Below are 21413 nucleotides of genomic sequence, written 5' to 3'. Positions count from 1 at the left end.
CATTTATGGGGCACACGGCCAAGGACACCCGGTCAGGACAGTTGCGGCTGATCATGGCATCGTGCCGGTGATTTGCCCGACGTGTCAAGTCGCTTCGGATATTCCGCATGATGTCGTGCCGACCCCGGGCTACTTTGCATGGGGTTGTTTTTCAGTTTTTGTTTTCAGCGGTAGTGCAGGGCGATCAGCTCGGCGACGCAGGCGGGCTTCTTGCCGCCTTCGATCTCGATCACGAGATGATAGTTCACGCGCAGGCCATCCGGCGGCACGTCCTCGGCTTCGGCGACCGTGACGCGGCCGCGCAGCTTTGAGCCGGCCGGGACTGGAGCCAGGTAGCGTATCCGGTCTGCGCCGTAGTTGAGGGTGTTGCGCAGGCCCTTCAGGCCAATCACGGAGCGGATGAAGAGCGGGGCGAGCGCCAGCGACAACAGCCCGTGCGCGATGGTCTTGCCGCCTGGCATTTCCTTGCTCGCGCGCTCCTGGTCGACATGGATCCACTGTTCGTCGCAGGTCGCCTCGGCGAACTGGTTGATGCGCTGCTGGGTGATCTCGATCCAGTCGCTGGCGCCGATCTCGGTGCCGACAGCGGATTTGATCTCCTTGAAGTCGCTGAATATCCGCATGGCCTGGCCCCGTCAGATCTTCATTTCCGGCACGCTGTCGGGAACGGCGAGGTCGGCATCCGTTACGGCCATCACTTCGCCGACACTGACACCCGGCGCGGTTTCCAGGAGCGTCGCTTTGCCGTCGGGAAAGCCGATCACGGCCATGTCGGTGACCACCAGGCTCACCGGCCGCGCCGACGTCAGCGGCAGTGTGCACTTTGCGACGATCTTCGACTTGCCCTTGGCCGCGTGCTGCATGGCGACGATGACGCGCTTGGCGCCGCTGACGAGATCCATCGCCCCGCCCATGCCCGGCACCATCTTGCCGGGGATCATCCAGTTGGCGAGGTGGCCGTGTGCGTCGACCTGGAGGCCGCCGAGCACGGTGACGTCGACATGGCCGCCGCGGATCAGCCCGAACGACATCGCGCTGTCGAAGGTGCTGGCGCCGGGCAGGGCGCTGATCGGGCGCCCGCCGGCATCCGTCAGTGTCGGATGGGCCATGCCTTGTTCCGGGATCGGGCCGGTGCCGATGAGGCCGTTCTCCGATTGAAAGAACACCTTCAGATCGGACGGAACGAAGTTCGCGACCAGCGTCGGAATGCCGATGCCGAGATTGACGAGGTTGCCGCTCTTCAGTTCCTTGGCGACGCGTCGGGCGATGATGGTCTGTGCATCCATGATCTCACCCGTTGGTAATGAGGAAATCGACGAGCGGCGCCGGCGTCACGACGTGATCCGGCGCGATGACGCCGACCGGCACGATGTTATCGGCCGTGACGATGACGGTGTCGGCGGCCATCGCCATCACGGGATTGAAGTTGCGGGACGTCAGGGCGTAGGCGAGGTTGCCGAGATAGTCGGCGAGAAAGGCATGCACCAGCGCGAACTGCGCCCGCAGCGCAGTCTCGAGCAGGAAGGGCTTGCCGTCGACTTCGATCTGTCGCTTGCCTTCGGCGACCAGTGTGCCGACGCCGGTCGGGGTCAGAACGCCGCCGAGGCCACATCCGCCCGCTCGAATGCGTTCGACGAAGGTGCCTTGCGGAATGAGATCGACGGCGATCTGATTCGCCAGCATCTGCTGCTGCGCCTTTGGATTGAGGCCGATATGGGTCGCGATCAGCCGCGAGACCAGCGCCGCATCGAACAGCTTGCCGACGCCCTTGCCGGGCGTGGCTGCGTCATTTGAGATCAGCGTCAGGCCGTTTTTCTGCTGCCGGACGATTTCATCGAGCAGGCGCTCCGGTGTCCCGACAGCCATGAACCCGCCAACCATGACGCTCGCGCCTGCCGGGATCATCGCAACAGCTTCTTCGACGGAAACGGCCTTCATGGCGGTAACTCCGATGCGACGTGAGGGCAGCAGCAACCGGATGTTTGCCGGCTGTCACTGCGAGCCTTTGATTTGCATCAATGCTCCCCATCATTTGAATTGCCGACGGCGATGCCGACGCTTTGCAGCATCTCGCGCCACAGCTTGCGCACCTCGGTGTGACGCCGCTCAAGGGCGGAGTTGACGGCGTCGCGAAATGGAACGAGGTCGGGACCCTTCAGCGACAGGATTTGTGCCTGGAGCAGGCGGCCGCTTTCGAACTCGATGCGGCGCAGCGCCATTGCGAACGGATCCTCGGAATTTGCTTCGACCGGCAACAATGCTGCCGGCCGGATAGCCGCGTGAACGGCGTGGGCGAGCGTCGCAAGACCGGCTGCCACAGCCAGGGGCCAGTCTGAAATCTCGTAGACCGGCGCCGGAAACCAGGCGCTTTCCCATGCCACGGTCATATAGCCCAGGCCAGGGTCAGGTGCCCAACTCGTCGCGCGCATCAGAAGCGAGACGATCTCGGTCTCGCGGAAGAGCTGCGTGTTCAGCTCGGTCTGCCAAGCGGACTCGAGCTTTGTGGGCAAGGTGAATGCGGATTGTCGCGCCAGCGCGCCGTGGGCGGAGATGAGGAATGCGGCGACACGCGTCTGCTGGTGCGGCGGCACGCGGCCCTCGGTGTCGAGCGGTCCAAAAAATCCGCTCATGTGGACGCCCTCCGTACAGGGATCGCACGCAGATGATCGTAGCCCTCGGGGAACGGCATGAGCTCGTCGCCGGGCTCTTCCGGCGCGACCCAGACTGCCTTGTTGCCTTGCCAGCGTCCGGCGAGTACGTCCTTGGCGAAGCGCGCGAGCAGGTCGGCCGTCAGCGCCCCCTTCTCGAGCGTGAAGGCGTGATAGGCCTTCGGGATGATCACCAGCGAGCTGTTGGGAATTTCGACCCGCAGGGTTTCGTGCAGCGCACGCGGCGTCAGGAAGTCGAACTCGCCGTTCAGGATCATGGTCGGGAGCGTGATCGACGAGAGCTTCGGCGTCAACGGCTGAAAGTCGAGAAAGGACTCCATCAGGTTCTGGAGCGCATAGACGTCGTTGACGAGCCAGCCCTGCCGCTTGACGCTGTCGAGCTTGTCGAGGAGCGGCTTCAACCATTGGTCGGACAGGTTCATCGGCAGCAGCAGGTCCTGGAGATAGCCGGTGCCGCCCAGGATCAGGCCGGTGCGCAAGGCGTTGCCGATCAGGAGCAGTTGCGGGGAGAGCTCCGCAAAGCAGCTCATCGGCACAAGGCCGGACAGCCGCTCGCCGTGCTCGATCGCGTAGCGGAGTGCAATGAGACCGCCGAAGCTGATGCCCGTGAGGAAGATCGGTCCATCGCCGAGCTCGCCGATCAGGCGATGAAGCGCGGTAACCTGGTCGTCCTGGTTAATGTACAGGGCTGGCTTGTCTGAGCCGCCCTGGCCAAGCAGATCGAAGGTCGCCACACGGAAGTCCTGGGCGACCAGGGCTTCGCGATAGGCGGCCCAGAGCTCGGCATATTGCGTGAGGCCGTTAACCAGAACATAGGCCGGGGCATCCGGCGGCCCCTCGAGCTCATAGCGTATCCGATATGAGCCGTGATTGAGGAAGGGCATTGCGACGACCGGCTGCCGTGTCTGATCGCAGCGATCTTCAATCTCTGGTCGGGAATTCCATTGAGCTAAATCAAACCTCTCCCGGGTGACGTCCCTAGCGTTTTCGCAAAACACCGCCAGGAGGAATCCGCCATGACCGGGAGAGACATGCTCAAACGTTGCTTGGTCAGCCTGATCGTGTTGCTGGTCGGCACGGCGCTCGCTGTCGCGCAACCCTTCACCCGCCGCTCATCGCAGATGCAGCATGATGGGCTGAAGAAGACCTACGAGATCGCCAACTTCCGCCTCGGCGGCAAGTACGATCTGTCCGATCCGTCGAAATGGGAGAATGGCGGCGAGGGCGGCGTGACGCTGGAATCGCTCGGCGCCGGCAAGCTGCGCGCCTCGTACATCGCTGTCGGCAAGGCGCGGCGCAATGCCAATGACGAGATCACAAACGCCGTGGTCATCAACTCCTACTACTCCGGCGACTCCACCGACATGTTCGAGCAGTGGGTCAAGGGCGCTGCCTTGTCAGGCGGCGTGCCCATCATCGGGCCGGGCCGGCCGATCGATACCGATCGCTACTTCGTCATCATGGTCGATCCGCTCGGCACCTGGGGCGACAGCAAGCCGTCCGACGGGTTGGGCGTGAAGTTTCCGCAATACAGCTACTTCGACATGGTGCAGGCGAACTACCGCCTGCTGCGCGATCATCTGAAGGTCGCGCGCGTGGCTCTGGTGACCGGCGTCTCCATGGGCGGCACGCAGACCTATGTCTGGGGCGTGATGCATCCGGAGTTCATCAACGCGCTGATGCCGATCGGCGGCACCACGCAGTCTGACGCGGGCGATCCCGTCGGCAACTGGACGTTCCAGATGATGACTGCCGCGATCGAGTCCGACCCCGTGTGGCAGGCCACGAACGGCGATTACTACAAGCTGCCCAAGGAAAAGCATCCCGTGCCGGGTGTTGCGTTCGGCTGGTCCATCCTTGGAATGACCGGCTACGACTTTGGTTATCGCACGACCCAGAATTTCACCGCTGTCCAGCCCGAGATCTTTTATTGGGATCCGCCAAATGAGAAGGCGGGGTTGAACGTCACCAACCGTGCCAAACTCTATGACGCCGTCGATCTGGTCTGGCGCAACCGGGTCGGGGAAACGCACAACATCAATGCCTATCTCGGTCGCATCCAGGCCCGCACGCTGGTGATGCACATCACCAATGACCTCTGGCTGAACTTCAAGCTCGCCCAGCAGGCCGTCGATCGTGTGCCAGGCGCAGACCTCATCGCCGAGGAAAGCCCGGTTGCCCACTATGGCGTCTTCCCGCTCATCAACAACCGCAAGAACGATCCGAAGTTCGTCGCCTTCATGGACGACGTCGCGAGCCTCGACCGCGCGCAACAGTTCGTCGACAAGAACTATAGCGTGCCGGGCGTCGCCGAGAACATCGATCCCAAAAAATCCTTCTGGAAGGATTTCGTGACCTATCCCTATCCGGTCAAATTCGCCAATGCCAAGGACAAGAGCGGCAACTCCTGGCAGATCGGTTACATGGATGAATATGCCGGCACCGCCAAGGATCCGAAGGTGCTCGTCATCATCCATGGCAAGGGCGCGTTCGGCGGGCACTACGGCAACGTCATGCAGTATGCCTTGCGCAGCGGCCTGCGCGTGATCGTGCCCGACCTGCCGCATTACGGCATGTCCGGGCCCGGCAATCTCGACAAGAGCCCGGCACGCACCATGCAGGACATGCGCGAGGTGATCTACGACCTCGTCGTCAACCAGCTCGGCGTCAAGAAGGCCTACTATCACGGCCATTCGCTCGGCGGGCAGTTCGTGATGGGCTATGCCCTGACCTGGCCGGATGCGGTGCAGGGCCTTGCGCTGGAGGCGCCATCGGGCCTCGAGGAGTATCCGCGCGACATCACCATCGCCAAGGACAAGAAGGCTCGCCTGTTCGACGAAGCCTTCGATCACGACTTCGACAAGTGGAAGGCGACCTGGGACCAGACCGGCATTCTGGCCGCGGAGAAGGCGCGCGATGAGCAGAGCATCCGCGACTTCTTCTACTTCAAGAAGCGTGATCCGAACACTGGCGCGGTGTCTGCGGCCAAGAGCGGCTATTTCTTCAGCGACAGCGAATATGCCCGCTTCCATACCGAGCAGCGCGTCGGGCTGACCAAGGGCAATCCGAAGGAGCTCGAGCAATGGTGCAACGTCTTCATCTATGACATCTACACGATCGGCTCCGAGCTCCAGCAGGATGACCCGAAGAACCTCTACGAGCGGCTCACCCAGATCAAGGCGCCGATTTTCCTCGCGTTCGGCGACAAGGAGCCCTTCATCCCGACGCCCGCGTTCAACGGGCTGACCGATCTTGGGCGCGACGTCATCTCGCCGTTCATGACGCGCATGACCAATGCTGGCAACCGGCCGATCCTGAAGATCTATCCGGAAACAGGGCATTTCATCCATACGGACAATCCGGTCGAGTTCTCGGTGGACGTCGTGGACTTCGTGACCAAGGGCAGCGTCGACACCTCGTCGCCGCAGGGCATCGACCGCATGATCAAGGGAGCCGTGGTATCGGCCTTGCCGGTGGCGCCGACGCCGGCAGGTGCTGCGCCCACGGCCGGCCTGAACAAATAGGCCCGCTCATGCCAAGGGTGCAGGCGGGCGAGGTTCAGTTGAGCTGGCGAGAATGGGGAGAGGGCGACGTCACCGTCGTCTTCATCCACGGCAATCTCGCCAGCAAGGACTGGATCGAGCTCGCCGCGCCGATGTTTCCCTCGGGCCTCCGCGTGATCGGCATCGACTGGCGTGGCTGTGGTGACAGCGACCGGCCGAAGCCCGCGGCCGATTATTCGAACTACTCGATGCAGCAGCACGCGCAGGACATGCTGGCGGCGCTCGATGCGCTGGGCGTGAGCTATTGCCATCTCGCCACGCATTCGACCGGCGGCATCATCGCCGCGCGGATGCTCCTGATGCAGCCGCAGCGATTCGGACGCGTGTTCGCGCTCGATCCGGTGACGCCGCTCGGCATGGCCTTCAATGCCGATCAGATCGGGCTTTTCCGTGCGATGATGGCGAGCAAGGAGCTGACACGGACGGTAATGGCGACCGCGGCCTCCTCGCTCTTCGTGCCGGAGAGCATGGCGCCAGGCGAGGTTCCTCGATTCCGTGACGGGCTCGGAGATATCCCGGCGCTGTTCGACCGCATCATCGAGCAGACCTTTAGTGTCTCTGAAGGCATCTGGATCGGGACGCCCGTCAACCTCACCCGTGAAAAAGAGAGCCGGGAGCTGGAGCGTCGCATGGCGGAGATCCGGCATCCGCATCTGGTGCTGTGGGGCGAGTGGGACGGCTGGATCCCGCCTGCCGATCTTCGTGCGATGGCCGAGGCGATGCCGGACTGCCGGCTTGTCGTCGTGCCCCGCATCGGGCATTCAATGAATCTCGAACTGCCGGCCTTGTACGCCGGCTATTTTGGGGCGTGGTTCGGCGGGCTTGCAGCGTAACCCCTAAGGAGCAACATCATGGCGGACATCCCATCGACCGAGAACATGCGTGCGATGATGAGCGAAGCGCTTGGCCGTCTGCGCAAGGCCAATACGGAGTATTTTGACTTGCTGGAAAGAGGTCTGAGCTCCTCGCCGCTGCCGATCGCGAATCAAGCCAAGGAGTTCTGCAGCCATATGCAGCGCAACGTCTCCGCGACCTTCGATCTGGGTGACAAGCTCGTCCAGGCCAAAGACATGCAGGAAGCACTCAAGATCCAGTCCGAATTCTTCCAGGACCAGATGCGCTCGCTGACCGACCAGGCGCGCAACATGGGTGAATCCGCGATGAAGGCGGCGAGCGGCATGTTCACGCCGAAGAGCTAGGCAACCGATAGAGACGCAATCCCCGATTCGAGAGAGGACGATGGCGCTTCAATTCCTGGTCGGCACCATCGTCAGCCTCGCCAATATCATGATCCACGCATCGGTGACCGTCGGCGCGATCGGTATCGCGCGCTCGGCCGGCCTGCGCCGTACGATCTGGCCGCGAGCGCACCTGATGGCCGTGATGGTCGCGACGGCGGCTGCCCTGATGGTAGCCCACACGCTCGAAATTCTCGTCTGGGCGCTCGCATATCGGGTGGTCGGTGCAGCGCCGGTCGGAAGCGATCTGCTCTATTTCGCCTTCGTCAACTACACCACGCTCGGGTACGGCGATATCACGCCGGTCCCGGACTGGCGCCTGGTCGGCCCGACGACCGCGATGAACGGCATCCTGCTGTTCGGCTGGTCGACCGCCGTGCTGTTCGAGGTGCTGCGCAGGACGCTGGAGCACCTCGGGGCGATCAATGCCAAAGATTTCAGTTCTGGAGATCGAGGTTAGCAAGCTGCCGGCGGTCCAGCAGCACGATCTGGCGCTGGGTGTTGCCGACGAAGCCGAGGATGCCGAGCCCGTGCAGGTGCGATATCGCCCGCGAGACCGTCTCAAGGGTGAGGCCGAGATAGTCGGCGATGTCGCGCCGCGACATCGGCAGCGCCAGGACCCCTGCGGCGGTTAGCCGCGTATCCATCTCGATCAGGAACGCGGCGACCCGCTCCAGCGACGTCTTGCGGCCGAGCAGCAGCATGTGATCTTCCGCGTGCTGTAAATTGGTCGTGGTCATGCGGAGCAGGTTCTTGGCCACCACGGCGTCAATCTCGGCCACGGTCTCCAGGCTCTGCCGTTTGATCAGGCGCACGGTGGTATCGACGACGGCTTCTGCGGTGAAGCGATGCGTGTGGCCGTTCTCGAGCCCGAAGATATCGCCGGCGAGGTGAAACGCGCCGATTTGGCGGCGCCCGTCAGACAGCAGCTTGTAGCTTCGTACCGCGCCCGTCTTGACCTGGTAGATGTACTCGGCGGGCTCCTTCTCGCCGTAGATCTCATTGCCCTTCTTGTAGGTAAACTCGCTTAGACTGACGATCGGATTCGAATCACTGCTCATTCCGAGATCGTGCAGCGAATTGGGGCGAGGCAGCGGATCGGTCGTGATGCGTACGAACATGGGCCAACTCCTCAATCCATTGCTGAATTGGTCTCGTGCGATTCATGGCGAGGAATGTGCCGCGCTATCCCACTCCCGCTTGGGTTGACTTACGACGAAGGCGACATTTCCAGCCATTGTCTCAAGGGCCATTGTACCAAAGGACAGGCGCTGCAATATCTTGCACGGATTGAGAATATGCGCGATGCGGGAGTGCATTTTGATACTCTCGGTTCTATCGAGGGATTGTCCACTGTGCCCGGTATCATCCATATGGGTTACTTGATCGCCGACTGACTTTGCGTCTCAGTGCGGCGGAGAATGTCGCTCGCTGCGTCAAGAGGTTAACTTGCCAGGGCTGGTGCACGTGGTCGACGACGACGCTCCGTTTCGGACGGCGATCGAACGCCGGCTGAAGCTTGCCGGCTATGATGTCGCAACATACGCATCGGCGCAGGAGCTGCTCGATCGATTACCTGACCCTGACAGGCTGGGATGCGTCCTGCTCGACGTGCAGATACCAGGGCTGAGCGGTCCGGAGCTGCAACGCCGCCTGATCGAGCTTGGCTCGGTGCTGCCGATCGTCTTCCTCACCGGCCACGCCGACACGGCAACGACCGTGCGGGCCATCAAGGCTGGCGCCGAAGATTTTCTGACCAAGCCCGTCTCGTCCGAGCAGTTGATCGACGCCATCGAGCGCGCCATGGCCCGGCATGAAGCCGCACGTAACCAGCGTAGCAGGCTCGACTCGCTCAAGGCGCTGGTGGCCGCGCTGACCCCCCGCGAGCGGCAGGTGTTCGATCTGATCGTGCGCGGCAAGATCAACAAACAGGTTGCTCACGAGCTCGGAACCACCGAGCGCACCGTGAAGGCGCATCGGCATCAGGTGATGGAAAAGATGCAGGTCCATTCACTTGCGGAACTGGTGTCGATTGCGGAGCGCCTAGGGATGCTTGATCCCAAGGGCGATCGGAGCGACTAGTCGGGGTCCGTTCGTCGAGGCTGTGCCGGATACCCTATACCCAGGGACAATATGAAATGTGAACGACGACGTGCTCTATGGGAGCGTACAAGCTCTGCCTGGCTTGTTGGCTCCTCATTCACCAGAAGGCCCGACGCTCGTGCCGACCCGCAGATCCGTGTTCATTGTCGACGACGATGCGTCAGTGCGCATCAGCATCAAACGGCTTCTGCGCGAGCACGGGTTTACGACGCTGTTGTTCGACTCCGCGGCCGCGCTGCTCGATCATGCCGAGTTCGAGAGCGCCATGTGCATCATCATCGACATTGATCTGTCCGATCAATCCGGCATCGACCTGCGTCGGCGGATCGCAGACAAGGGCGTCTCGGCGCCCGTGATCTATATCACCGGAAACGACTGCGAGAGGAAGCGCTCGGCCGCGGTCGCATCGGGATGCGTGGCTTACCTGAGCAAGCCCTTTGCGGCGCAATCACTCGTCGATCTGATCGAACGCGCCGGCGAAAGCAGGATCTAAAGTCGCTTTCGCGCCTGTTCATTCCTCGATGTCTTGCTCCAGCGTCTTCGCCGGTGCGCCCTTGTGAACCGAAGCGAATTGGGCCAGCGGCATCGAGGTCGTGAGCGCCAGAAGATTGGAATCGACGATCTCGAGGACTAGCGTCTTTCCCCCTTCCATCTCCTTGATGATCTTGGGATCAGCGACATCCGCGGCGATGCAGGCATTGGTCAGGCACCAGCTATAGGGCACCTGATAAGGGCTGCCCTGGTCGACGGTCAGCTTGGCCGGATGTTGCAGGTACATGCCGACCGGCACGAACAATTGCAGCCGTGCCGTGCGGTCGCCGTCGCGCTCGATCAGGTCCACCCGCACCGCCATTTGCCCGGTCGGAAACTTTCCGGTGATCGATGTCCGGCACAGCGTCGGCGCGCCGCCTGCCTTGAAGCAGAGTTTTTGCCAATCGCCGTAGGTGATGTCCTTGGCCTCGCGCTGGCCGCGCGCTGCCGCTTCGGGTGTTTTTTTGGCTGGTGCGCTCTTTGGTGCCGCGGTGTCGAGTGTCGTGGTGGCGACAGCCATGGTGACGAGCAAAAGCCCCGCGACACGATAACGAGCGTTGAACATGGTTCGCCTCCAAGCCTCGGGCGTCCGGTTTATTTCTGCGCGTCGAGAAACTTCGTCACCAGCGGAGACCAGATCGGCACCGCATCGGGCGAGCCGATGAAGAAGTGTCCTTCGTTTCCGAACAGCGGCATCAAGTGGTATTCGGCGTTGCCTCCGGCAGCGACGAAGGCTTCGTGCATGCGTTTCGTCAGAACCGGCCCGAAATAAGTGTCGTTCTGGATATAGATCCACAGCATCGGCACGCGCGAGGTGCGGCCAAACTCGCCGGTCTGTGCGACGAGCTTGTCCGGCGCACAATTGTGATTCGGCAAGCCGCCAACACGGCCGCCGCGGCCACCCGCAAAGACGATACTGGCTTTCACCTGCGGGGGATTGAAGCTTGAGAGCGCGATCGATGCCCAACCGCCGGCCGATTGCCCAACGACGACGACGTCCTTCGGCACGATGCGCTTTTCGGCGGCCAGATAGTCGATGATCCAGAGGTCGACTTGCGCCACCGCGAGCCCGGGATCACGGAAGTTCGGGTGGGTGCATTTGCCGACCTTGGAGAAGAACGGACCGTAGATCCCGCGTTCAGGGATATCGATGGCGGAGGCGCCATATCCCGTGCCGACAGGGGCCACCACGAAGTTGCCGCGCCTGGCAAACCATTTGGCGGCATCGCGGAATTCCACCAGCGGGAAGAAGCTGCGGTCGGTCGGGTTGAGTGAGACGCCGTGGTTCATGATCACGAGCGGGAAGGGGCCGTCTCCTACCGGACGCACGACATAGGCGAACATCGGAAGCTGCAGAGGTAGTGCCCAGACCTCCTCCTGAATGGGACGATCGTCGGCCGCAACGACGTGCGACGGCGCAATCAGGCCGACACACACAAACAGCAGCAGGGCTGTCAGGCTTCGTAGGGTTTGCTGACGCATGGCTCAGCTCTCCATTCCTTCAGCCCGCGAAAGTGGAGGCGACGATGATCGGATCCGCGGCGAGTATGGTGGCGGACCGGCCTGCGAGGACGATATCGTCGCCGGCCTCAAGCACGGTCTGGAGCTGCGGTTTGACGTCGCTTCCCTTGCGGACGATCCGTTCGAGGACGGTTCGGCTTCCGATCTTCTCTTCGATCGACCCGACGGTCAGACCTGCGGCGATCGTGACGCGGTAGGCCGTGGTGCCGATCGCAAATTCGCGGATCTTGATGCGGCCGAGAATCGTCACGAGCGCGACCGCCGACAGCAGAAAGATTTCCGGAGCGGTGGAGATGATCCACCTGATGGTCTCCATGATCGCATTTCCCCCGGGTGCGTTTGCGGAAAGTCAGTCCCGAAAAGCGGCTGAATGCTTGATCCAGATCAAGCCTCGCTGAGGGTAAGGCGTTGCCTATGACATCATGTGCGACTTGCGACAGCCGATATCCCGGACATGGGCGCTCTGAATATCGCCGCCGGTTCGTCGATACGCCGCGATGAAACCGTCGAGATCGTGCCGCTGCTCGCGTTCGCGGGCGGCTACATTGATGCCTATACCTGGATCAAGACAATTCCCAATCTCGCGCTCGGCATTCCCGTGATCGCGCTTTTGGTCGTACTGCTGTGCTGCGAAGCCGGACAATCGGAGATGCGCGTATGAATGGACCATCCGAGCCGCGCTCGGGCTGGATACGGTTCTTTCCGCCGTCCGGCTGGCTTGCCGCCTATCGCGGCGAGTGGCTGGCCTCGGACGCAATCGCCGGCGTCACGCTCGCCGCTTACGCCATTCCGGTCTCGCTCGCCTATGCCGCGTTGGCCGGTCTGCCGCCGCAGGTTGGCGTCTACGGCTATCTGCTCGGCGGCCTTGGCTATGCGCTGCTCGGCTCGTCGCGGCAGCTCGCGGTCGGCCCGACTTCGGCGATCTCGCTGATGATTGCCGGCACCGTCGGTGTGCTCGCCGGTGGGGACGCGGTGCGATATGCGCAGATCGCGAGTCTGTCGGCGTTCGCGGTGGCGGTCTTGTGCTTCATCGCGTGGCTGTTCAAGCTCAGCGTTCTCGTCCGCCTGGTCAGCGACAGCATCCTCGTCGGCTTCAAGGCCGGAGCCGGGCTCACCATCATCATGAGCCAGTTGCCGAGCCTGCTCGGCGTTCCCGGCGGCGGCCACAACTTTTTCGACCGCGTCATCAAGCTTGCCGGCCAGCTTGGCGAGATCAATCTGCTCATTCTGGCGATCGGCGCGGTTGCGCTTTTGCTCCTCCTGCTTGGCGAGCGCTTTCTGCCGGGACGGCCGGTCGGTATCACCATCGTGGCGCTGTCGATCGCGGTTGCGACACTCCTCGGCTTTGCGTCCCATGGCGTCCCCGTGACCGGCAAGATTCCCGAGGGGCTACCTGCAATTGGGGTGCCGACATTTGGTCTTCTGGAATTCGACGACCTCTTTCCGCTCGCGGCAGGATGCGTGTTGCTGGCCTACATCGAAGGCGTTTCAGCGGCGCGCAGCTTTGCTGCCAAGCACGGTTATCCCCTCGACGTGCGGCAGGAGTTCTTGGGGCTGGGTGCCGCAAACCTCGCCGCAGCTTTCGGTCACGGTTATCCCGTCGCCGGCGGCCTGTCGCAATCCGCCGTCAATGACAACGCGGGCGCGCGGACGCCGCTGGCGTTGATCATCTGCTCGGTGACGCTTGGCCTGTGTCTCCTGTTCTTCACGGGGCTGTTGACCAATCTACCCAAGGCCGTGCTCGCGGCCATCGTCTTTGCCGCCGTCTACAAGCTGGTGGACGTCCGCGCGCTGCTGCGGATGTGGCAGGTCAGCCGGATCGACTTCTACGCTGCGGCGATTGCCCTTGTATCAGTGCTGCTGCTCGGCATCCTGCAAGGCGTCCTGCTGGCATCGATTGCCTCGATCTTCCTGCTGCTGGCGCGTGCCTCGCAGCCGAACGTGGCGTTCCTCGGCCGGCTGCCCGGCAGCGGCCGTTACTCCGACAGTGCGAGGCATCAAGGTGTCGAGCCCCTCGTCGGTGTCATCGCGTTCCGGCCCGAAGCTTCGCTGCTCTACATCAATGCCGAGACGATCCTCGATACGGTCCTGATCGCGCTCAAGAGGTCGCCTGACATCCGGCTGGTCGCATGCGATCTCTCGGCATCCCCCTATATTGACCTCGCCGGCGCGCGCATGTTGCGCGATCTCTATGACGAGCTCGCGACACGGCGGGTCGCTTTCTGCATCGTCGGGGCACATGCGCAGTTGCGCGACCTGTTGCGGGCCGAAGGGCTGGCGGAGAAGACCGACAGCGGCCAGTGGCTGCGCTCGCTCGACAGCGTTCTCGGCGAGGGGCAGCCCGATGTTGCCCAAAGAGCGCTCTGATCTCCCGACTGCTTCCTTATCGTTCGCCGAAACTGTGTTGCATTGCGAAGGGACGACCCTGCGCAGTCAACGGCTTCATTACATCGCAGATGACCGTTGACTTGGATCAATGGAGCACTCCGCGCGGCACCCACGATCCCGCGTCACCTTTGCCGCTGGGATCGGGAGAGACACATGTCCAAGGACACGAAGCTTGCGCAAAAGCGCATTGATCAGTTCTTTTCCGGACCCGGAGCGCGGGCGGACGACTGGCGCGATCTGGTGGAGGCTGCGAAGGCATGGACCCGTGGCGGCGATCGCGCGAAATATGATGCAGCGCTCGCCGATCTGTCGGTGACTGAGGAGTTTCACGGCTACCCCGGCCTTCAGCTGATGGCAGCATTGCGGGAGGCCGCTTCAGCGGGCGATGCGGCAACGTCACTGGCCCATGCAACACGGATCACACAGGCGCTGACGACAAGGTCGTTCCGTCAGCACGCCGGCGACTGGAATCTCAAGGACGAGGGCAACGGGGATGCGCCGGATCTGGTGCCGCCCACCTTCGGATCGCACGCGGCGCGGCGGCCGTATTTCGAGACTTTGATCGTCACGGGCCTCTCGTCCAGCCAATGGCCGGCGCTCGCCGCCGAATGGCGCAAGCTGCGTCGCCCGGTCGATTCGTTCGTCTATGAGCCGGTCATCGTCGGCAGTCTCGAAGACGCGTTCTGCGCTAGCATGCTCAATCCCAACATCGCGGCCGTCGTCATCAACGAGGGCTTCGGCCTGCGCTCGCGCCACAATGCGCCGATCCTCCGCTCCATCACGGCCGCGGCCGGTCTCAACGATGAATCCGACGCGGATGCACTGCGGCTCGCCCATATCATCAAGCGGGTGCGGCCCGAGCTCGACATCTATCTGATGTCCAACCGCGATGTTGAGGAAATGGCCGGCAACCCCGAAGCCAACGTGGTCCGCCGGATCTTCTACTCCATCGAGGAGCTCCTCGAGCTGCATCTGTCGATCCTCGAAGGCATCCAGGATCGCTACGACACGCCGTTCTTCGACAATCTCAAGAAATACGCACAGCGCCCGATCGGCACGTTCCACGCGCTGCCGATCGCCCGCGGCAAGTCCATCTTCAAGTCCGACTGGATCCGCGACATGGGCGAGTTCTACGGCCCGAACCTGTTCCTGGCCGAGAGCAGCGCGACCACCGGCGGCCTGGACAGCATGCTGGAGCCGACGGGCAACATCAAGAAGGCGCAGGAGAAGGCGGCGAGGGCGCTCGGAGCTGACCGCGTCTTCTTCGTCACCAACGGCACCTCGACCTCCAACAAGATGGCGGTGCAGGCGCTGCTCGCGCCCGGCGATATCGCCATCGTCGACCGCAACTGCCACAAGTCGCACCACTATGGAATGGTGCTTGCCGGCGCCCAGCCGCTCTATGTCGAAGCCTTCCCGATGACGGAATATTCGATGTATGGCGCGGTGCCGCTGAAGACGATCAAGCAAGCGCTACTGGGCGCCAAGGCCGACGGGCGGCTTGATCGCGTCAAGATGCTTGATCTGACCAACTGCACCTTCGACGGCCACATCTACAACACCCGCCGCGTGATGGAGGAATGCCTCGCCATCAAGCCGGACCTGATCTTCCTGTGGGACGAAGCCTGGTTCGGTTTTGCGCGGTTCTCGCCGTTCCTGCGGCGGCGCACCGCGATGGGCGCCGCCAACGAGATCGAGGCGTGGATGCACGACCCGAAGTCGGTCGCGGCCTATGAGAAGCAGCAGGCGGAGCTCGGCAAGAACCCGTCGGACGAGGTTCTGCTCAAGACCCGGCTCATCCCCGATCCGCGCCAGATCCGACTGCGCGTCTACCAGACGAATTCGACCCACAAGTCGATGTCCGCGATCCGTCAAGGCTCCATGCTCTCGGTCAAGGACGTCGAATTCCACACGGTCGAGCAGCAGTTCAAGGAGGCCGTGTTCACGCATGCGTCGACCAGCCCCAACCAGCAGCTCATTGCCAGCCTCGACATATCGCGGCGCCAGATGGAGCTGGAGGGCTATGGTCTCGTCGCCAACGCGATGGAGATCGCATTCGCGATCCGCCAGGCCGTCAACAACAATCCGTTGATCTCAAAATACTTCCGGATCCTCGGCGCTGACGTCATGGTGCCGGCGCAATACCGCCAGAGCGGCTTCACCGACTATCTTTCAGCCGGCGTGAACTGGGTGAATACGCTCAAGAGCCTCGACGAGGACGAGTTCTGCCTCGATCCAACCCGCATGACGCTGGTGTGCGGCATGGCGGGTTACGACGGCACCCAGTTCAAGGGCATCCTCGCCAACGAGTACAACATCCAGGTCAACAAGACTTCGCGCAACTCGGTCCTTGTCCAGTCCAACATCAACAACACCCGCAGCGACGTCGCGCATCTCATCCGCGTCCTCGCCGAGATCGCTGGCGAGGTCGATCGCGGCCTGGCGCAGGGCGGTGCTAACGCGAGGAAGACGTTCGAGGCCCGGGTCAACAGCCTGATGAAGGATGTGCCCGACCTGCCGAACTTCTCGCATTTCCATCCCGCGTTCCGCGGTGATGCCGGTAGCAAGACCAACGAAGGCGACATCCGCAGTGGATTCTATTCGGCCTATGACGCGGCGGGTTGTGAACACATTCGCCTCAACGATCCAGAGATCGACCGGCGACTGAAGGCGGGGCCCGAGCTCGTCTCGGCCAATTTCGTGATCCCGTATCCGCCGGGCTTCCCGATCATGGTGCCGGGGCAGGTCATCACACAGGAGACCATCGACTTCATGCGCAAGCTCGATGTGAAGGAGATCCACGGCTACGACGCGAAGGAAGGGCTCAAGCTCGTGCGCACCGAGGCCTTGGCGAAGATCGGTCGGCCCAAGCCCGGCGCTCAGCCGAAGCTGAAGGCCGCCTCTTGAGATGAACAGGGGACGTGCCGTCTCGGGCATTTTGCTCACCGTGTTCGGCTATTTCGCGATGATCCTGGCTTAACAGTCCGACGTCAAAACCAAAGGGGAAACCAAAGTCATGAAAAAACTTGCCATCCGCGCCGCCCTGGTCGCCTTGCTCGCAGGCGTTGCCGGTTTCAGCACGCCATCACGGGCCGAGACCGGCCAGGTCGCAGTCGTCTTCACCAAAGGCGGGCTGATCGTCGGGGTCGGCGGTGGCGAGGGTGTGCTGACCTTGCGCGGAAAGAGTTATCCATTCACGGTATCGGGCATGAGCGTAGGCTTCACGATTGGCGCCTCGACGACAAAATTTGTCGGACGAGCACTCAATCTCAAGGGGCCAGCGTCCATCGAGGGCTCATATGCGGCGGGTGGAGCGGGCGGCGCGGTTGCCGCGGGCGCCGGTGCCGTTCAGCTGCAAAACGCCAACGGCGTCATCCTGCAGCTCACCGGGCCGAAGGTCGGTGCCGAAGTGTCGGCTGCGGTCGGTGGAGTTACCATCCGGCTGAAGTAGTTCGGCGATCGCAGCCTGACGGAACACTGCGTTTTGTCCAAATGCTTCGGTTCCGTTGATCTAGGTCAAGTTCTAGCACGACCAGCACTCGACGGTAGCGTCGGGTGCTGGTCGCTCGTCGCGCGGCATCATCGAAGAGCGAACGACGGCACCCCAATCAATGGAGGAGACGCCATGCTTCGTTATCTTCTCGCTGCTATTGCGGCGCTCGTTCTTCTCACGACCTGCCTCGTTCCAGACGATGCCTTCGCGCGCCGGGGCGGCGGTGGTGGCGGCTTCCGCGGCGGCGGCGGCGGTGGTTTCCACGGTGGTGGTATGCGCGCAGGCGGCTTCGCAGCTGGTGGGTACCGGGGCGGCGCCGTTCATGCCGGACGTATTAGCGGTGGCGGCTATCGCGTCGCCGGAGGCGTGCGTCCGAGCCATCCGATAGCCGGTCGTCCGATCGCAGGCCGGCCGGGTTATCCGGGGCGTCCGATCGCCGGCTATCCCGGTCGTCCGGGCTATGGCTATGGCTGGCGCGGACCCGCTTATGGCGCCGCTGCTGTCGGAGCCGCAGCGGCCGGTGCGTATGGTGCCTACGGCTATTACAACAACTACAACAACAACGGCTGCTATCAAGACTCCTACGGCAGTTGGGTCTGCCCGCAGCAATATCCGTATAACTATTGAGACAAAGGACTGATCAGGCCGCCACCGCGCGGCCTGGTCCGCTCAATAGCGCTCCTGGACGAATTTCAGCCCGCGCAGGCTGGCCTGATCGTTGTAACGGCCCTTGTCCGAGCGCGGTGGCAGCCTGATCTTGTCTTTCTTGACGCGCTTGTAGGGGATCGCCTTGAGCAGGTGCGCGATGCAGTTCAGCCGCGCCCGACGCTTGTCGTCGGAGCGGATGATGTGCCAGGGCGCGTGCTTCGTGCTGGTCTTCCTGAGCATCAGGTCGCGAGCCCGCGAGTAGTCGTACCAGCGCCGGTAGGATTCCAGATCCATCGGGCTCAGTTTCCACTGCCGCACCGGATCCTCGATGCGGGCCCTGAATCGGCGCTCCTGCTCGTCCATCCCGACCTCGAGCCAGATCTTGACGAGGATGATGCCGCCTTCGATGACGTATTTTTCCATTTGGGGGCAGAGGGCGAGAAAGCGATCGTGCTCGGCGGGCGAACAGAAGCCCATCACATATTCGACGCCGGCGCGGTTGTACCAGCTGCGGTCGAAGATCACGATCTCGCCGCCGGCGGGAAACTGCTCCATGTAGCGCTGGAAGAACATCTGGGTCTTTTCGCGATCCGACGGCGCCGGAAGGGCAACGACGCGAAACACGCGCGGACTGACCTTCTCGGTGATCGCCTTGATGGTGCCGCCTTTCCCGGCGGCATCCCGGCCCTCGAACAGGACGATCACCCGGAGCTTCTTCTCCCTCACATAGTCCTGGAGATGGCAAAGATCGACCTGGAGCTTTTCGAGCTCCTTCTCGTATTCCTTGCGCTTCATTCGTTTGTCGGACTCATCATCCTTGGCCATGCCTGTCCTTTCGCTGCTTCAGCTGGAATGCGGCTGGGGCCGTCAATCGTCTCCCCAGGAGATGGTGACACCGATATCGCCGGGGACGCCGCCGGGAAAATCGATGATCTGGTAGGCGATGCGATAGCCGCGCGGCTTCAGGTGGTCGGTCCAGAGCTGGAAGATTTCCTTGGGGATGCCGGTCAGCGTGTTCTCCCAACCCTTTTCCCGTTGGTTGATGGCGCGGCCCTTGTCGGTGCACAGCGTGTTGGGGAAGCGATAGACCTGGACCTCGGTCAGGCCGTTTCGCACTGCACGCTGGATGATGGTCGAGGCGAGCTTGACCTTCTCCTCCTCGGTCTTGCCGGACGGCTTGGTCAGCCGCTCGATCAGGGCGTGCTTTTCGGCCTCGGCGGCCGCGGCGAGGCGGGCATATTCCTCGGCCTTCTGGGCCTCCTTGAGGGCTGCTTCTTTGCGGATCTGCGTGGCACTGGGAATGAGATCATCGAGGCCGGGCATGGCTGACGGCTCCTGATTGGGTGTTGGCAGTTCGGCGTTCGCGGAAAGCTAGGCGCGGCGGCAAGCCTTCCCTTGATTCAAATCAAGCAAAATCCACACTGGGGTAGTCAGAGTGGCCGCAACGCGATGCGCAACTCCGCTCCAGATTGGGAGAGACCATTGAACGACCAGCTTCATCCGATGGCTCCGCACCATCTGCCGTTCTTTCTCGCGCCTGGAAGCGGGGTCGACCCGCTGATGGTGGTGATGGGGATATTCCTGATTGGCACCGTGCTCTGGGTCGGCACGCTGTATTGGAAGCTGCATAGCATGCCCGAGCGGATGGCGCACAAATCGCAGAAGCTGCAATTCGAATTCGTCGCGGTGCTCGGCCTGATCTCGCTGTTCACGCATATGCATATCTTCTGGGTGGCGGGCCTGTTGCTTGCGCTGATCGACATCCCCGATTTCGGCACGCCGCTGCGCAGCATCGCCGACTCCGTCGAAAAGATCGCCGATGCGACGCCGGGAGAGGCCGGCGAGACCACATCGACCTCACAAACCGGCGATGCGGCGGTCAGCCCGCCGCCGGCAGACAAGTCCAGCGTCGCGAAGGAGAGGGAGCACAGCCATGTTTGAGCTCATGTTCTGCTCGCTCCTCACCATCGTGCCGGACTATCTCTACCGCCGCTATGTCCAGGGCAAGCGCTTCGGCAAGGAGATCACGTTCTTCTCGGTCTGGTACGAGTTGCGATGGGGCATCACGGGTTGCCTGATGCTCACGGTGTCGCTGATCACCATGATCTTCTATTTCCACCCGGCGACCGACTCGGCGACGCTTTATTTCCGCACCGTGCCCATCCTGCCCGAAGGATCGGGGCGGGTTGCGGAGGTCAAGGTCGGCTTCAGCCAGGACGTGAAGAAGGGTGACGTGCTGTTCACGCTGGACAGCTCCAAGCAACAGGCCGCCTACGAGACCGCCCGGCGGAAGGTCGCGGAGGTCGATGCCGCAATGACGACGGCGCAGTCCGATGTCATCAAGGCCGAAGCCCAGATCCAGGAAGCCAAGGCCAACTATCAGCAAGCCAAGGACGAGCTCGACACCAAATCCGAATTGCAGCGCCGCAACCCCGGCATCGTGCCGCAACGGGACATCGAAAAGCTCCAGGTGCTGGTCGATCAACGGCAGGCCGGCATCGATGCGGCGACCGCCGTGAAGGAGTCGGCCGCCTTGCAGGTGTCGACACTCCTGCCGGCCCAGAAAGCGAGCGCTCAAGCCGTTCTCGAGCAGGCCCAGGTCGATCTCGACAAGACGATCGTCCGCGCCGGGGTCGATGGCCGGGTCGAGCAATTCCTGCTTCGCGTTGGTGATGTCGTCAATCAGTTGATGCGGCCGGCGGGTGTGCTGATTCCGGAAGGCGCCGGCAGAAAGGTGCTTCAGGCCGGCTTCGGTCAGATCGAGGCGGGCGTCATGAAGGAAGGCATGGTGGCGGAAGCGACCTGCATATCCAGGCCATGGGTCATCATTCCGATGGTGGTCACGACGGTGCAGGACTACATCGCAGCCGGACAGTTCCGCGCCGGGGAGCAGCTGCTCGAAGCGCAAAACGCCGTGAAGCCCGGCACGATCCTCGTGTTCCTGGAGCCGCTCTACAAAGGGGGCCTCGAAGGCGTGACACCGGGGAGTAGCTGCCTCGTTAACGCCTATACCAGCAATCACGAGGAGATTTCCGCAAAGGACACCAGCACCGGCCGGGCCATCGCGCTGCACGTCGTCGACGGCGTCGGCCTCGTGCACGCGCTGCTGCTGCGGATCCAGGCGCTGCTGCTGCCGATCAAGACGCTCGTGCTGAGCGGCCACTGACACCGAGGAGGGCTCGGCAAAGCCGTTGGCCGTCGCCCGTTTTGCGCTAGAATGAGATCAAGGTGCAGCCGGGCGAAGCTGCTGAGGAAGAGG

General features: G+C 62.6%; 23 protein-coding genes and 1 pseudogene. 13 read left to right on the top strand and 11 right to left on the bottom strand.

Translation table 11 applies throughout. The annotated features are described in order from the left end of the window. Nucleotides 1-164: 164 nt before the first annotated feature. The 5 genes from NLN62_RS46495 to NLN62_RS46475 all read right to left on the bottom strand — a co-directional run bounded on the left by NLN62_RS46495 (nt 165) and on the right by NLN62_RS46475 (nt 3553). Nucleotides 165-623, bottom strand: coding sequence for a MaoC family dehydratase (locus tag NLN62_RS46495; RefSeq protein ID WP_027521027.1), 459 nt, complete (start codon nt 621-623; stop codon nt 165-167). Between the two features lie 12 nt (nt 624-635). After that, nucleotides 636-1286 (bottom strand): 3-oxoacid CoA-transferase subunit B, encoded by a 651-nt coding sequence (locus tag NLN62_RS46490; RefSeq protein WP_254113147.1) that lies wholly within the window; start codon nt 1284-1286, stop codon nt 636-638. A 4-nt stretch (nt 1287-1290) separates the two neighbouring features. After that, a complete protein-coding gene (locus NLN62_RS46485; RefSeq protein WP_027521025.1) occupies nt 1291-1938 on the bottom strand; it encodes a CoA transferase subunit A in 648 nt (215 codons plus the stop codon). Nucleotides 1939-2015: 77 nt separating this feature from the next. Beyond that, on the bottom strand, nt 2016-2630 hold the full coding sequence (locus tag NLN62_RS46480) for a hypothetical protein (protein WP_027521024.1): 615 nt from the start codon (nt 2628-2630) through the stop codon (nt 2016-2018). Further along, nucleotides 2627-3553 carry an alpha/beta fold hydrolase gene (locus tag NLN62_RS46475; RefSeq protein ID WP_254113146.1) on the bottom strand — a complete coding sequence of 309 codons (927 nt, stop codon included), beginning with the start codon at nt 3551-3553 and terminating at the stop codon, nt 2627-2629. The genes NLN62_RS46480 and NLN62_RS46475 overlap by 4 nt, the downstream gene beginning before the upstream one ends. A 132-nt stretch (nt 3554-3685) precedes the next feature. Here NLN62_RS46475 and NLN62_RS46470 point away from each other — a divergent pair, with 132 nt between their 5' ends. Genes NLN62_RS46470 through NLN62_RS46455 form a run of 4 tightly spaced genes read left to right on the top strand, consistent with a single transcriptional unit; the run spans nt 3686 to nt 7930 of the window. Continuing rightward, nucleotides 3686-6193 carry an alpha/beta hydrolase gene (locus NLN62_RS46470; RefSeq protein WP_027521022.1) on the top strand — a complete coding sequence of 836 codons (2508 nt, stop codon included), beginning with the start codon at nt 3686-3688 and terminating at the stop codon, nt 6191-6193. An 8-nt stretch (nt 6194-6201) separates the two neighbouring features. Continuing rightward, complete coding sequence (locus NLN62_RS46465) at nt 6202-7065, top strand: alpha/beta fold hydrolase (RefSeq protein ID WP_027521021.1); 864 nt, start codon at nt 6202-6204, stop codon at nt 7063-7065. An 18-nt stretch (nt 7066-7083) separates the two neighbouring features. After that, the gene (locus tag NLN62_RS46460) at nt 7084-7431 is read left to right on the top strand and encodes a phasin (protein WP_027521020.1); all 348 of its coding nucleotides are present in this window, start codon (nt 7084-7086) and stop codon (nt 7429-7431) included. 40 nt (nt 7432-7471) lie between these two features. After that, a complete protein-coding gene (locus tag NLN62_RS46455; protein ID WP_254113145.1) occupies nt 7472-7930 on the top strand; it encodes a potassium channel family protein in 459 nt (152 codons plus the stop codon). Here the strand turns inward: NLN62_RS46455 and NLN62_RS46450 are convergent. After that, complete coding sequence (locus tag NLN62_RS46450) at nt 7908-8591, bottom strand: helix-turn-helix domain-containing protein (RefSeq protein ID WP_027521019.1); 684 nt, start codon at nt 8589-8591, stop codon at nt 7908-7910. The genes NLN62_RS46455 and NLN62_RS46450 overlap by 23 nt on opposite strands. Nucleotides 8592-8919: 328 nt before the next feature. On the opposite strand from NLN62_RS46450, the gene NLN62_RS46445 reads away from it, so the two are divergent. Beyond that, nucleotides 8920-9552 carry a response regulator transcription factor gene (locus NLN62_RS46445; RefSeq protein ID WP_035661060.1) on the top strand — a complete coding sequence of 211 codons (633 nt, stop codon included), beginning with the start codon at nt 8920-8922 and terminating at the stop codon, nt 9550-9552. Between the two features lie 139 nt (nt 9553-9691). After that, nucleotides 9692-10066, top strand: a complete 375-nt coding sequence (locus tag NLN62_RS46440; protein WP_027521016.1) for a response regulator transcription factor — start codon at nt 9692-9694, stop codon at nt 10064-10066. 18 nt (nt 10067-10084) lie between these two features. Here NLN62_RS46440 and NLN62_RS46435 read toward each other — a convergent pair whose 3' ends face one another. The 3 genes from NLN62_RS46435 to NLN62_RS46425 are packed head-to-tail and all read right to left on the bottom strand — an operon-like array spanning nt 10085 to nt 11941. Then, entirely contained in the window at nt 10085-10669 is a 585-nt protein-coding gene (locus tag NLN62_RS46435) for an invasion associated locus B family protein (protein ID WP_027521015.1), read from the bottom strand. 29 nt (nt 10670-10698) lie between these two features. Beyond that, a complete protein-coding gene (locus NLN62_RS46430; RefSeq protein ID WP_027521014.1) occupies nt 10699-11586 on the bottom strand; it encodes a S9 family peptidase in 888 nt (295 codons plus the stop codon). 19 nt (nt 11587-11605) lie between these two features. Next, entirely contained in the window at nt 11606-11941 is a 336-nt protein-coding gene (locus NLN62_RS46425) for a hypothetical protein (protein ID WP_254113144.1), read from the bottom strand. Between the two features lie 138 nt (nt 11942-12079). Between NLN62_RS46425 and NLN62_RS46420 the strand changes: the two are divergent. The 5 genes and pseudogenes from NLN62_RS46420 to NLN62_RS46400 all read left to right on the top strand — a co-directional run. Beyond that, nucleotides 12080-12190 (top strand): annotated as a pseudogene (locus NLN62_RS46420) (DUF1275 domain-containing protein); the annotation flags it as partial. A gap of 92 nt (nt 12191-12282) precedes the next feature. Then, nucleotides 12283-13992: a SulP family inorganic anion transporter gene (locus NLN62_RS46415; RefSeq protein WP_254113143.1), complete on the top strand. Its 1710-nt coding sequence runs from the start codon at nt 12283-12285 to the stop codon at nt 13990-13992. A gap of 174 nt (nt 13993-14166) precedes the next feature. Then, nucleotides 14167-16920, top strand: coding sequence for a decarboxylase (locus NLN62_RS46410; protein ID WP_254113142.1), 2754 nt, complete (start codon nt 14167-14169; stop codon nt 16918-16920). Between the two features lie 109 nt (nt 16921-17029). Then, nucleotides 17030-17464 (top strand): hypothetical protein, encoded by a 435-nt coding sequence (locus NLN62_RS46405; RefSeq protein ID WP_254113141.1) that lies wholly within the window; start codon nt 17030-17032, stop codon nt 17462-17464. Between the two features lie 174 nt (nt 17465-17638). Next, the gene (locus tag NLN62_RS46400) at nt 17639-18133 is read left to right on the top strand and encodes a hypothetical protein (RefSeq protein ID WP_254113140.1); all 495 of its coding nucleotides are present in this window, start codon (nt 17639-17641) and stop codon (nt 18131-18133) included. A 42-nt stretch (nt 18134-18175) separates the two neighbouring features. On the opposite strand, the gene ppk2 is transcribed toward NLN62_RS46400, so the two are convergent. Together ppk2 and NLN62_RS46390 are read right to left on the bottom strand one after the other, a co-directional pair. Then, nucleotides 18176-18979, bottom strand: coding sequence for a polyphosphate kinase 2 (gene ppk2 / locus NLN62_RS46395; protein WP_027521007.1), 804 nt, complete (start codon nt 18977-18979; stop codon nt 18176-18178). 42 nt (nt 18980-19021) lie between these two features. Further along, nucleotides 19022-19477, bottom strand: a complete 456-nt coding sequence (locus tag NLN62_RS46390) for a hypothetical protein (protein ID WP_027521006.1) — start codon at nt 19475-19477, stop codon at nt 19022-19024. Between the two features lie 180 nt (nt 19478-19657). Between NLN62_RS46390 and NLN62_RS46385 the strand changes: the two genes are divergently transcribed. After that, nucleotides 19658-20095: a hypothetical protein gene (locus NLN62_RS46385; protein ID WP_035661167.1), complete on the top strand. Its 438-nt coding sequence runs from the start codon at nt 19658-19660 to the stop codon at nt 20093-20095. Then, nucleotides 20088-21320, top strand: a complete 1233-nt coding sequence (locus NLN62_RS46380) for an HlyD family secretion protein (RefSeq protein WP_027521004.1) — start codon at nt 20088-20090, stop codon at nt 21318-21320. The genes NLN62_RS46385 and NLN62_RS46380 overlap by 8 nt, the downstream gene beginning before the upstream one ends. Nucleotides 21321-21413 lie beyond the last annotated feature (93 nt).

The organism is Bradyrhizobium sp. CCGUVB23 (assembly GCF_024199885.1).
Classification (GTDB): Bacteria; Pseudomonadota; Alphaproteobacteria; order Rhizobiales; family Xanthobacteraceae; genus Bradyrhizobium.
Note: the sequence above shows the minus strand (reverse complement) of the source record. Positions and strands in the feature narration are given on the sequence as shown.

Coding starts and splice junctions, on each gene's coding strand:
- NLN62_RS46495 (WP_027521027.1), bottom strand. CDS start 623: ATGCGGATATTCAGCGACTTCAAGGAGATCAAATCCGCTGTCGGCACC.
- NLN62_RS46490 (WP_254113147.1), bottom strand. CDS start 1,286: ATGGATGCACAGACCATCATCGCCCGACGCGTCGCCAAGGAACTGAAG.
- NLN62_RS46485 (WP_027521025.1), bottom strand. CDS start 1,938: ATGAAGGCCGTTTCCGTCGAAGAAGCTGTTGCGATGATCCCGGCAGGC.
- NLN62_RS46480 (WP_027521024.1), bottom strand. CDS start 2,630: ATGAGCGGATTTTTTGGACCGCTCGACACCGAGGGCCGCGTGCCGCCG.
- NLN62_RS46475 (WP_254113146.1), bottom strand. CDS start 3,553: ATGCCCTTCCTCAATCACGGCTCATATCGGATACGCTATGAGCTCGAG.
- NLN62_RS46470 (WP_027521022.1), top strand. CDS start 3,686: ATGACCGGGAGAGACATGCTCAAACGTTGCTTGGTCAGCCTGATCGTG.
- NLN62_RS46465 (WP_027521021.1), top strand. CDS start 6,202: ATGCCAAGGGTGCAGGCGGGCGAGGTTCAGTTGAGCTGGCGAGAATGG.
- NLN62_RS46460 (WP_027521020.1), top strand. CDS start 7,084: ATGGCGGACATCCCATCGACCGAGAACATGCGTGCGATGATGAGCGAA.
- NLN62_RS46455 (WP_254113145.1), top strand. CDS start 7,472: ATGGCGCTTCAATTCCTGGTCGGCACCATCGTCAGCCTCGCCAATATC.
- NLN62_RS46450 (WP_027521019.1), bottom strand. CDS start 8,591: ATGTTCGTACGCATCACGACCGATCCGCTGCCTCGCCCCAATTCGCTG.
- NLN62_RS46435 (WP_027521015.1), bottom strand. CDS start 10,669: ATGTTCAACGCTCGTTATCGTGTCGCGGGGCTTTTGCTCGTCACCATG.
- NLN62_RS46430 (WP_027521014.1), bottom strand. CDS start 11,586: ATGCGTCAGCAAACCCTACGAAGCCTGACAGCCCTGCTGCTGTTTGTG.
- NLN62_RS46425 (WP_254113144.1), bottom strand. CDS start 11,941: ATGGAGACCATCAGGTGGATCATCTCCACCGCTCCGGAAATCTTTCTG.
- NLN62_RS46415 (WP_254113143.1), top strand. CDS start 12,283: ATGAATGGACCATCCGAGCCGCGCTCGGGCTGGATACGGTTCTTTCCG.
- NLN62_RS46410 (WP_254113142.1), top strand. CDS start 14,167: ATGTCCAAGGACACGAAGCTTGCGCAAAAGCGCATTGATCAGTTCTTT.
- NLN62_RS46405 (WP_254113141.1), top strand. CDS start 17,030: ATGAAAAAACTTGCCATCCGCGCCGCCCTGGTCGCCTTGCTCGCAGGC.
- NLN62_RS46400 (WP_254113140.1), top strand. CDS start 17,639: ATGCTTCGTTATCTTCTCGCTGCTATTGCGGCGCTCGTTCTTCTCACG.
- ppk2 (WP_027521007.1), bottom strand. CDS start 18,979: ATGGCCAAGGATGATGAGTCCGACAAACGAATGAAGCGCAAGGAATAC.
- NLN62_RS46390 (WP_027521006.1), bottom strand. CDS start 19,477: ATGCCCGGCCTCGATGATCTCATTCCCAGTGCCACGCAGATCCGCAAA.
- NLN62_RS46385 (WP_035661167.1), top strand. CDS start 19,658: ATGGCTCCGCACCATCTGCCGTTCTTTCTCGCGCCTGGAAGCGGGGTC.
- NLN62_RS46380 (WP_027521004.1), top strand. CDS start 20,088: ATGTTTGAGCTCATGTTCTGCTCGCTCCTCACCATCGTGCCGGACTAT.